The organism is Mycolicibacterium sp. CBM1 (genome assembly GCF_054073305.1).
On record NZ_JBSXPP010000024.1, the window covers coordinates 1 to 10,237 of the forward strand.

The window sequence follows — 10,237 nt, forward strand, 5'->3', positions numbered from 1 at the left end:
AGCCGCTATGCGGCTTTCGGTTGGTGGGTCGTGGCCCACTGTAGGGCAAACTCGGCTGGGGTGAGTTCGCCGTGGGCGGTATGGGGCCGGTTGGCGTTGTAGTCGCGGCGCCAGTCCTCGATGATCACTTGAGCCTCCAGCAGGGAGTCGAAGCGCCATGAGTTGAGTAGTTCGTCACGGAGCCTGCCGTTGAACGACTCAATGAAGGCGTTCTGCCACGGTGAGCCGGGATCGATGAAAAGCGAACCGGCACTGTTGAATCGACACCAGTCAGCCTCAGCGTGGGCCACGAATTCCGGTCCATTGTCGAAGCGCACATAGTGCGGCACTCCGTGCGCCAGGGCGAGGCGGTCCAGAACGTCGACGACGCCGTCGGCGTCGATGGAGCGGTTGACCTCGATCGCCAGGGCTTCGCGGGTGAACTCATCGATGACGTTAAGCATCTTCAGTGTGCGACCGTCGGCGGTGGTGTCGAACTGGAAGTCCATCGCCCAGATCACGTTCGGGCGGATCGGTGACATCGCGCCTACGGCGACACCGATGCCGGTCAACCGCTTTTTGCGGCGCCGCTGGGGTACCCGCAGACCCTCCTCGCGCCACAGCCGGCGGATGCGCTTGTTGTTGACCTGCCAGCCCGCGCGGCGGGCCATCTTGGCAGCGCGGCGCCATCCCCACCGCGGCCGGTCGGTGGAGAACCGGCGCAGCCAGGAACGTAGTTCGGCTTCCTCGGTGGTCATCGGCGGCGGTGTCAGGCGCATCGTGGATCGGTGGATGTCCACCACGGTGCAGGCCCGGCGTTCAGACACCCCGAACCGCTCACGCAGCATGGTCGCTGCGCGGCGTTTGCGGTTCGGGGTCAGAAGTTTCCCGACCCAATCTCCTTGAGCATGTCGATGTCGAGGGCCTGGTTGGCGACCAGCTTCTTGAGACGGGCATTCTCGGCCTCGAGCTCCTTGAGCCGCTTGGCGTCGTTGGCTTTCATGCCGCCGTACTGGGCCACCCAGCGATGCCACGTCGATTCCGCGATCTCCAAATGCCGGCACACCTCGACCAGCTCCTGACCCGAGGCGAGCAGCTTGTTGCCCTCAGCGAGTTTGCGGATGATCTGATCCGGCGTGTGCCGCCGACGCCTGTTCGATGCCATGTCGTTGGTGATTCTTCCTGCCCAAACACTCCGGGCAACAGAGTCCCACAACGACTGGACCACTACGACGGGCTCACCTCGTGGTTGTCAGACACGGGCGGCACTTTGCCTGCGTCCAAATCAGTCTTTGACTCGATTATCGTCCCCAGCGCCACCATCACCGCCATCGACACCAGCGCCACGTCACGGCGGCAGCATCGCATCAGCCCCATGGATCCCCCTCGCAAACGATTTGCTGCGCACTACCAGTAGACCTCAACCACCCCACCCGGCGCACTCTTTCGGCAAACCCCCGCCGCCAGGCACGGCACGCCGCCGGACGCAGGCCGCGATACCGATCCCTGCCCATCGGCCATGCCTCGGTCGACTCACCGTCGCCCCAGGCACGCCAGTATTGGTTGATATTGCAGCGCCTCACGCGGCAACAGCCATTTGGCGATTAGCGTGCCGGCCATTACGGCACGCTGGTCCGGAACTCCGATTTATGCTGTACCGATACGCCAGCCGAAAAGCCGAGTCAGTACTGCGAAAAAGTGCGCAGGAAATGGCGCCGAGGAGGGCAGGCCCGGATGAGCACTCCGCCGCAATCGTCAGAGATCAACCAGCATTCGCTGCTCACCATCGCGGCCTCGATTGTCCTGGCGACCGCGCTCGGGTTCCTGTTCAACGCGATTCATGCACCGGATTCGGTGCAGGGCAGCGTCTTGGCGGTGGCCGTCGGGTTGCCCGCAGCAATCGCTTACCGCCGCCAGAGCATGCATCGCGATCGGGTTGAGGACGCCGCGCAAATCGCCGAAGGCCAACTTCGCCGGCCCATCGCGCTCGTGGCCCCATTGCTGATCAGCGCCCTGTTCCTGGCCTGGACTGCTGCCGCGTATGTCGGTGTACGAATTCTGCGTCCTGTTCTCCACTCGGGCCCCGGAGGATCGTTGTTCGGCTTCGCGATCGCGTGGGTACTTTGTTTCTTTATCGCCTCCTACGCATCGCATTACATCGCCCGACACGCCTACCGATGGACCGCGGCCGCTGCCGCCGTCGTGTCTGTGGTCTTGCTGCTCAGCTTTGTGGCCGACCCGCACGTACAGCGGGCGCACGGAGCCGAGCTTGGGTTGCGAATTCTGTTGGCTTCCGCGGCCATTCTTGGTTTCGTGGGTTCATGTATTAGTGGCACGTGGCACGGACGGCGCCACCACGCTGAATTCCTCAAAAAGAAGCTCGAACGAATCGAGCGCAGAACCGCGCCAGGAAACGGCCGAACCTCGCACCAACAGATCCACCGCCTGGTGACCGGGCCGCCGTCGGGCGACGCGACCGCCACCCAACCCGTAGGCGAGAAAGCAACCGCACCCGACGACGTGAGGCTGCTGAAGAGGTTGGCCGAACTCCGAGACGACGGGGTGCTCACCGAGACGGAGTTCCAGCAGAAGAAGGCTGAGATTCTGGGCCGGATGTGAGTGGCCGTCTCCCGCCGAGCAGTCCCAACGGCACCGCGCCCGCGGTCTGGTGCTGCCGGACCCGGGCTCGGCCAATCACGACCCGGACGTCTTCGCCGATCCCTACCGGGTCGACCTGGGCCGCACCGGCGCCACGCATGTCGGATTCGGTTATGGCCTGCACTACTGCATCGGTGCCGCGCTGGCCAGACTGGAGCTCAATACCGTTTTCTCACAGCTGATTTCGCGGCTCCCGACGCTCCGGCTGTGCACCGACCCCGCAACGGTGCAAACCGGCGGATTCCACTCGCTGTCCCACGGGCTCGTCGAGCTGCCGGTGACCTGGTAGCCCCCCGGGTCAGCCCACAGGCGCGACCGGCAACTCCGCCCCGACGCCCCGGCCCGGGGTTGACGGCTGCCCTGCGGCTACTGGCTGGACCTGAACCTGGGCGGCAGGTGCCGGCTCGCCCGGGATGGCGTTGCCGCCGTGGCCTGCGATCGTTGGTCCGGCCAACGCCGGTCCGGCGAGGGCCAGGGACCCAGCTACCAGCACACCACCGATCGCGGTGGCCAACTTCGCTGCGGTGAACTTCATGACATTCCCTTCAAGTCGTTGGTCGCGGCCCGCTCGGACCGACGCCTACGACCCTGCCCGCCCGTACCGCGATCGTCTGTCCGCCGAGCGGACCCTTGAGCAGTGGAAGTCGGTTCCGCCGATCGGGGGACACACGCGCAAACCTCGCTACGCTGAGAAGCCGAATGACAGCGGAGGTGACGGCGATGACGCAGGCCAGGGCCCAAGCCACCCGGCAGCGGATCATCGCCGCCGCGGTGCACCTCTTCGGCGAGCGCGGTTACGGCGACACCGACCTGGCCGACATCCTGGACCTCTCCGGGGTCACCAAAGGTGCCTTCTACTACCACTTCGACTCCAAGGAAGCGGTGGCCGCCGCAGTCATCGAGGATTTCCGCGGCCGGCTGCGGACCGCGTTTCGCACCCTCATCGATCCGCCGGCGCAACCCAGGCTCGCCCAAATTATCCGTGGCACCTTCGCGGTCGCCCGGTTGATGCAATCCGATGAGACTGTGCGCGTGGGCAATCAGCTCTCCCAGGCCCTCAACCAGGTGAGCGACGCCGGCTCCCGCATCCTGCGGGAGACCACGTTCGCATTCGGCGAGGTGGTGCGCAACGCCGCCGCGGCCGGCGATCTGCGCGCCGACGTCGAGCCCGACGACGTCGCCGAGACCATCTGGGTCAGCGTCATCGGCTGCCAGTTCCTCTCGGCAGCCATCGGCGATGACCTGTCCGCCCGCCTGGCACGGGCCTGGCTGATCGTGCTGCGCGGCGCCGTGACCGAGGACGCGCTACCCGCGTTCAACGAGGTCGTCGAGCGCTGCGCGCAACACCGCCCGACTCCACTGTCCTGATCGTTAGTTATTCGTCGGAACCGCGACGCACGCCAGCATCTGTGTCGTACATTCGGGAAGGCTGAAACAGCTAATCGGTCGGGTTCTAGCACCGGCCGCCTGAGCGGGTCTCCAGGGGTGGGTTGACGAGATCGTGGCCACCCCCTTGCGCTGCGGGCTTTTCCGCCCCTGGGGACCACTCCAAATGGTGCCGTCGTCGGCCCGACGGCGGCACCGCTGCGCCCTACCCGTACAGCTGGTCGATGTTGTCGTGGAAGTTCTCCACGACCGCCTTGCGCTTGAGTTTGAGACTCGGCGTCAAATCGCCTGCCTCGACGGTCAACTCGCGGTCGATGATGGCGAAGCGCTTGACCTGTTCCCAGCGGTTGAGGTGTTTGTTCAGGGTTTCGACGTACTCCCCGATCATCTCTTGGGTCTTCTGGTCGCGGGCGATCTCCTCGAAGGACTTGTCCGCCATGCCGTTTCGGTCGGCCCACTCCCGGATCGCCTCGCCGTCCAAACTCACCAGAGCGACGCAGTACGGCTTGCCCTCGCCGTAGATGATGATCTCGCTGGCGAACGGGCACAGCCCCTTGAACGCCGCGGAGATCGCCGAGGGCGCCACGTATTTGCCCTGGGAGGTCTTGAACATGTCCTTCTTGCGGTCGGTGATCCGCAGGAAGCCCTCGGCATCCAACTCGCCGATGTCGCCGGTGTGGAACCAGCCGTCGGAGTCGATCGCCTCGGCGGTAGCGTCGGGCAGGTCGTGATAGCCGCTCATCACGCCTGGGCCCTTGAGTAACACCTCCCCATCCTCGGCGATCTTGACCTCGGTATTGGGGAAGGTCCAGCCGACCGTGCCGAACCGATAGGCGTGCGGGCGATTCAGCGAGGACGCCGCCGAGGTCTCGGTGAGCCCGTAACCCTCCAGAACCACCACGCCGACCGCGTCGAACCACTGCGCCACGTCGCGGTCCAATGCCGCCGAACCGGAGATGAAGAACCGCAGCCGGCCGCCGAACCGCTCGCGGATGGTGCTGAACACCAGCCGGTCGGCCAGCTTGTGCTGCAGCGCCAGCAGCGGCCCGACCCGATGACCCGCCTGCTTGGCCCGCGAGACCTGTAGCCCGATCTCGACCGCCCAGTCGAAGAGCCGTTTCTTGACGCCGCCCTGTTCGACCATCATCTCGGTGATCCGACCGTGCACCTTCTCAAAGATGCGCGGAACGGCGCCCATGAAGGTCGGCCGGATGATCGCCAGGTTCTCCACAATCTTGTCGACGCGGCCGTCGATGACCGTCGGGAAGCCGATCACCAGCGGAAGCGCCAGCATCACCTTGCCGAACGAGTGCGCCAACGGCAGCCAGAGGTAGTTCAGGTCTTTGTCGCTGAGCACCCCCAGCGAGTCCAGCGCCGCCGCGGTGTAGGTCCACGCCTCGTGGGTGAGCCGCACGCCCTTGGGTTTGCCGGTCGTGCCGGAGGTGTAGATCAGCGTGGCCAGCTGCTCGGGCCGGATCGCATCGATGCGTTCGGTGACCGCGGTGGGTTTGTCGGCCAGCAACTGCTTGCCGAGCTGCTCGAGCTCTTCGAGGGTGATCACCCAGTCGCCGTCACCGCTTCCGTCGATGACGACAACTTTCTCCACGGCGGGCACCTCGTCACGGTGCGCGACGAGTTTGTCCACCTGGGTTTGGTTTTCGGCGACAACGATCCGGCTGCCGGAGTTGGCGACGATGAACGCGACATCCTCGGCGTTGGTGGTCGGATACACCGTCGTGGTAGCCGCACCGGCCGACAGGATGCCGAAGTCGACGACCACCCACTCGTAGCGGGTCGACGACGCCAACGCCACTCGATCCTCGGGGCTGATGCCCAACGAGATCAGGCCGGCGGCGATCAGCTCGACGCGATCACCGACCTGCTGCCAGGTAACGCTGCCCCAGCCGTCGTGGTCGGGATACCGAAACGCTTCGGCATTCGGCGTGGCCGCGACGCGATCGAGGAACATCCGCGGCACCGACGGCGCCCGGTTTTCGATCCTGCTCATGTCGGGCCGCTCTTGGTGTTTGTGCGGGCCTGCCATATCCGCGAGTTTATGGACGGCGCCGTCGCGCCGGTGGCGGAATGGGCAACCCGGCGACTTTGTCATTGTTTGCGGCCGGGCGGGTACGCGGCGGGGACGCGGGAGTCCGGCGATCAACGTCACCAGTCCGCTTGCGGCAAGCACCAAGTCCGGCCGACTGTCGTCATCATCGTGTATCGCTTGCCGGGCCCTAGGGCGCCGCATCCAACGCATCGCAGGGATCCTGCCGCGCTGCGCCATTCGTGGGGCAGCGGGCGCGTCGGTCAGCCGAAGACGAAGTACCGCAGCCAGACGTAGGGGGCGGCCACGCCCACGGTCAACGCCGTGACGACGACACCCTTGCGGGTGAACTCCCAGAAGCTGATCGGGTAGCCTTCGCGCGCCGCGATACCCAACATCACCACGTTCGCGCTGGCACCCACCGCGGTCAGATTGCCGCCGAAATCGGCACCGGCGGCCAGTGCCCACCACAGGGCTTGTCCGTGAACAGGATTCGCCACCGTCGCGGCGAGATCGGCGACCACTGGACTCATCGTCGCGACGTAGGGGATGTTGTCGATCACACCCGACAACACCGCCGAGACCAGCAGGATCGCCATTGCCGCCAACAGCGCGTTGCCACCGGTCGCCGCACCGGCGAACTCGGCGACCCGGGCGATCACACCCGTCTTGACCAGTGCGCCGACCAGGATGAACAGCCCGGCGAAGAAGAGCAACGTCTCCCACTCAACGCTACCGAGGTAATGGTTGCGCTCGACACCGGAGATGACGATCAATACACCGGCACCCAGCAAGGCCACTACCGAGGGCTCGACATGGAACAGCGAATGGCCGATGAAGGCCGCGAAGACTGCCGCGAGGACCACACCACACTTGACGAGCAGGCGGACGTCGCGAATCGCCTCCCGCTCGCTGAGCGCCATCACCTCGGCCACCCGTTCCGGCTCGACGGTGAAGGACCCGCGGAACAACACCGGCAGCGACAGCAGGAACACCCCGAGCGCGATAAGCACCAGCGGGGCCATGTGCACCAGGAAATCGTTGAACGACAGGCCCGCCCGGCTCGCGATGATGATGTTCGGCGGGTCACCGATCAGGGTGGCCGTGCCGCCGATGTTCGAGGCAAAGACCTCTGCCAGCAGGAAGGGCACCGGATTGATGGCCAGGCGTTCGCACACCAGAAGCGTCACCGGTGCGATCAGCAGAACGGTCGTCACATTGTCCAGCAGTGCCGATGCCGCCGCGGTGATCAGAGCCAGCAGGATCATCACCCGAAGGGGCGAGCCCTTAGCACGTTTGGCGGCCCAGATCGCGGTGTACTCGAAGACACCGGTCTGCCGCAGCACGCCGACGATCACCATCATGCCCAGCAGCAGGAAGATGACGTCCCAGTCGATGCCCGTCTCGCGGGAGTAGAAGATGTCGTCGGAACCGACGATGCCCACGACCACGACCACGGCGGCGCCGCCGAGGGCGGCCTTGACCTTGTTGATCCGCTCGGTGGCGATCAGCAGGTACGCGACGGCGAAAACGGCGAGCGCGACAACGGCCATGCTCACCAGGAGCTCCTCGAGTTCATCGAGCCTGCAGTGCCACTTCCAGCAACCGGGACGCGGTGATGACGCCGACGAGCCGGGGACCGATCACCACGGCGACCAGCGGCGAGCGATCCTGCGCCATGATCGCGGCCACCTCGACGATCGTGTCGTCGGCGTTGACCGTCGGCATGTGCGGCGGCGACTTGGGCAGCACCTGCGCCACCGATTTCCCACCCAGTTTGTCCGCGATGCGGTCGGCTGCCTGCTCGCCCAGCACGCCGGCGAGCGAGGGATCGTCCTGGATATAGGCGGGCACCAACAGACGCACGACCTCTGATGCCGGCAGGATCGCCAGGGGCCGGTCCTGCGGGTCGGTGACCACCAGGCCGGGAAGCCGCTGCTCGGCCAGCAACCGCACTGCGTCGAGGGCCGATGAATCCGACCTGACGACGGGGAACTGCTCGGCGATCTGCTCTGCGCGCACAACCAAACCGTACGTCGCCGCCCCGATGGCCGGTCATGTTTGCTCCGGTAAGACCCGCGCGGACTCCGTCGGCTCCGCGGGGTCACGGGATCCCGCAGGCAGATTGTCGGGCGGCTCCACCCGCAGCATCCGGGCCACCGGCACATCGGTGGATGAGTGCAGCACGATCGACAGCGCGATAGTCACCGCGACGAGGTCGAAGACTCGTTCGCTGTCCGGGATGCCGGATTGCAATGCCAACAGGCCGTATACCACCGAGGCGAACCCCTTCGGCCCGAACCAGGCCGCCGTCAGCCGTTCGCGGCGCGGCATCGGGGTTCGCAACAGCGAGACCAACAACGACACCGGCCGCACGACGACGATGGCGACGATGGCCAGGAGCCATTCCTGCCAGCCCAGGTGCGACAGCCGTTCCGGGGTGATGAGCGCGCCGAACACCAACAGCGCAGCGAACTTGGTGAGCTCGGCCAGCAGATCGCCGAACGGTTCGAATCGTTCGGCGACCACGGGGTCCAGGGTCGCCAACGTCGAGCCGGCCGCGAACGCCGCCAGATACGGGTTGGCGTGGGTCAGATGACAGCCGGCGTAGACGACGATCGCCAACGCCAACGGCCCCAGCGGCTGTAAGCGGGGTTCGGCGGTCAGGATCTTGCTGCGCCAGGCCAGTGCGACCAATGCCGCCAGTCCGAATCCGAGCACCAAACCCAGCAGCAGTTCCTCGACGATCGTCGTCCAGTGGGAACTCTCGTGCTGCGCGGTGGCGAGGAAGATCAGGACGAACGGCAACGCGAGGCCGTCGTTGAGACCGGATTCCACATTGAGCAGCCGACGCAGCCGCAACGGGATGTCCGATCGGCCCACCAACGCCGCGGCGAACACCGGATCGGTGGGCGAAAGGATGGCGCCCAGCAACAGTGCGGTAGGCCAATCCAGACCTGCCAGGAAATGCGCAGGGACGGCGATACCCACCATCGTCAGGGGCATGCCCACCCCGAGAGCACGTCCAGACAGTCGCCAGTTCTCCCGCAACGCAGGGAGATTGGCCCGCTGACCGTCGGTGAACAACACGGTGAACAGTGCGATGTCGGCCAGCTGGGCCACCATGCTATGGCCAACCCCGAGATCGACGAGGCCGAAACCACCGGGACCGAGCAACGCGCCGGCCACCAGGAACATCAACGCGGTGGACAGTACGGTGCGGGCCGCGAGTCCGGACAACGACACACTGAGCAACAGCACCAGGCCGAATGCCAGGACAAGAACCACGCCGGAGTCTCCCCATCCTCACTCGAGTCGCGAGCGAATCCGCGCGACTGCCGACCAGACTTCCCGGCACACCGTCGGCAAACATGCCCCAAATCGCGGTTCCAGGCAAGCGGGCGGGCGCCCCACGGCCCGGACCCGGCCGCACTGCTACCGTGACTCGGTGTCCGACGTGGCGATGAACCTCTCTCGCGACGCGCTGCTCGCCACCGGTTCCGGGCCGTGATGACGTTGGGATGCAACGACTTCGATGCTTCGCGTGTTGCCGTCACCGAGGCCGTCGACCGTGACCTCGACGAGCTTGCCGCGGTGGCCGCAACGACGTTCCCGCTGGCGTGCCCTCCGCAGGTGCCGACTGCGGATATTGCGGGTTTCATCGCCGCCAACCTGTCCCGCGAGCGGTTCGGTGAGTACCTGGCCGACGACGCACGCACACTTCTCGTCGTGAAGGATGCGGGCCGCATCGCCGGCTACGTCCTGCTAGTGCGCGGCCTGGGAACCGATCCAGCCGTCGCCGCGGCGGTGCAGGCGCGTCCCGCCGTGGAGCTGTCCAAGTTCTACGTGCTGCCCCACTGGCATGGCTCGCCGACATCGGCCGTGCTGATGCGGGCCGCGGTGGCCAGGACCGCGGCCGGCGACGCACGCAGCCTCTGGCTGGGCGTCAACCAGAAAAACGTGCGGGCACAACGGTTCTACGCCAAGCACGGATTTTCCACCGCCGGCACCAGGACATTCCAGCTCGGCGGGCACACCGAGGCAGACTTTGTGCTGGTGCGCCCGCTCTGACGACATGGCGGTGACATCTTGGGACATCTTCGCCGCGGACCTCCCCAGGTTTGCCGATGTCTCGTACTGTGAACGTGTTGGCTGATCGCAACAGGCCGA

The 10,237-nt window shown here is 65.9% G+C and carries 10 protein-coding genes; 4 read left to right on the top strand and 6 right to left on the bottom strand.

Annotation, left to right across the window (positions count from 1 at the left end):
- Positions 1-5 precede the first annotated feature (5 nt).
- Positions 6-1,144 (bottom strand): IS3 family transposase gene (locus tag ACXDF8_RS24270; protein ID WP_457221718.1). Its coding sequence is split into 2 segments (ribosomal slippage): positions 6-874 and positions 874-1,144, totalling 1,140 coding nucleotides; the frame shifts between segments, so codons are not numbered across the junction.
- Positions 1,145-1,713: 569 nt separating this feature from the next.
- On the opposite strand from ACXDF8_RS24270, the gene ACXDF8_RS24275 reads away from it, so the two are divergent.
- On the top strand, positions 1,714-2,598 hold the full coding sequence (locus ACXDF8_RS24275; RefSeq protein WP_457225822.1) for an SHOCT domain-containing protein: 885 nt from the start codon (positions 1,714-1,716) through the stop codon (positions 2,596-2,598).
- A gap of 49 nt (positions 2,599-2,647) precedes the next feature.
- Positions 2,648-2,926, top strand: a complete 279-nt coding sequence (locus tag ACXDF8_RS24280) for a cytochrome P450 (RefSeq protein ID WP_457225823.1) — start codon at positions 2,648-2,650, stop codon at positions 2,924-2,926.
- Between the two features lie 9 nt (positions 2,927-2,935).
- Here the strand turns inward: ACXDF8_RS24280 and ACXDF8_RS24285 are convergent, their stop codons facing one another.
- Complete coding sequence (locus ACXDF8_RS24285; protein WP_457225824.1) at positions 2,936-3,172, bottom strand: hypothetical protein; 237 nt, start codon at positions 3,170-3,172, stop codon at positions 2,936-2,938.
- 185 nt (positions 3,173-3,357) lie between these two features.
- Between ACXDF8_RS24285 and ACXDF8_RS24290 the strand changes: the two genes are divergently transcribed.
- Entirely contained in the window at positions 3,358-4,005 is a 648-nt protein-coding gene (locus tag ACXDF8_RS24290; RefSeq protein ID WP_457225825.1) for a TetR family transcriptional regulator, read from the top strand.
- 223 nt (positions 4,006-4,228) lie between these two features.
- Here ACXDF8_RS24290 and ACXDF8_RS24295 read toward each other — a convergent pair whose 3' ends face one another.
- The 4 genes from ACXDF8_RS24295 to ACXDF8_RS24310 form a co-directional block, all read right to left on the bottom strand.
- Complete coding sequence (locus ACXDF8_RS24295; RefSeq protein WP_457225826.1) at positions 4,229-6,067, bottom strand: AMP-dependent synthetase/ligase; 1,839 nt, start codon at positions 6,065-6,067, stop codon at positions 4,229-4,231.
- A 263-nt stretch (positions 6,068-6,330) separates the two neighbouring features.
- Complete coding sequence (locus tag ACXDF8_RS24300) at positions 6,331-7,620, bottom strand: ArsB/NhaD family transporter (protein WP_457225872.1); 1,290 nt, start codon at positions 7,618-7,620, stop codon at positions 6,331-6,333.
- Between the two features lie 22 nt (positions 7,621-7,642).
- A complete protein-coding gene (locus ACXDF8_RS24305) occupies positions 7,643-8,089 on the bottom strand; it encodes a CBS domain-containing protein (RefSeq protein WP_457225827.1) in 447 nt (148 codons plus the stop codon).
- A 33-nt stretch (positions 8,090-8,122) separates the two neighbouring features.
- The gene (locus ACXDF8_RS24310; protein ID WP_457225828.1) at positions 8,123-9,355 is read right to left on the bottom strand and encodes a cation:proton antiporter; all 1,233 of its coding nucleotides are present in this window, start codon (positions 9,353-9,355) and stop codon (positions 8,123-8,125) included.
- A gap of 222 nt (positions 9,356-9,577) precedes the next feature.
- On the opposite strand from ACXDF8_RS24310, the gene ACXDF8_RS24315 reads away from it, so the two are divergent.
- A complete protein-coding gene (locus tag ACXDF8_RS24315) occupies positions 9,578-10,138 on the top strand; it encodes a GNAT family N-acetyltransferase (RefSeq protein WP_457225873.1) in 561 nt (186 codons plus the stop codon).
- Positions 10,139-10,237: the final 99 nt, after the last annotated feature.

Bases quoted from the DNA above. Each gene is read 5' to 3' on its own strand.
- ACXDF8_RS24285 (WP_457225824.1), bottom strand. From the start codon at position 3,172: ATGAAGTTCACCGCAGCGAAGTTGGCCACCGCGATCGGTGGTGTGCTG.
- ACXDF8_RS24275 (WP_457225822.1), top strand. From the start codon at position 1,714: ATGAGCACTCCGCCGCAATCGTCAGAGATCAACCAGCATTCGCTGCTC.
- ACXDF8_RS24315 (WP_457225873.1), top strand. From the start codon at position 9,578: ATGACGTTGGGATGCAACGACTTCGATGCTTCGCGTGTTGCCGTCACC.
- ACXDF8_RS24300 (WP_457225872.1), bottom strand. From the start codon at position 7,620: ATGGCCGTTGTCGCGCTCGCCGTTTTCGCCGTCGCGTACCTGCTGATC.
- ACXDF8_RS24295 (WP_457225826.1), bottom strand. From the start codon at position 6,067: ATGGCAGGCCCGCACAAACACCAAGAGCGGCCCGACATGAGCAGGATC.
- ACXDF8_RS24290 (WP_457225825.1), top strand. From the start codon at position 3,358: ATGACGCAGGCCAGGGCCCAAGCCACCCGGCAGCGGATCATCGCCGCC.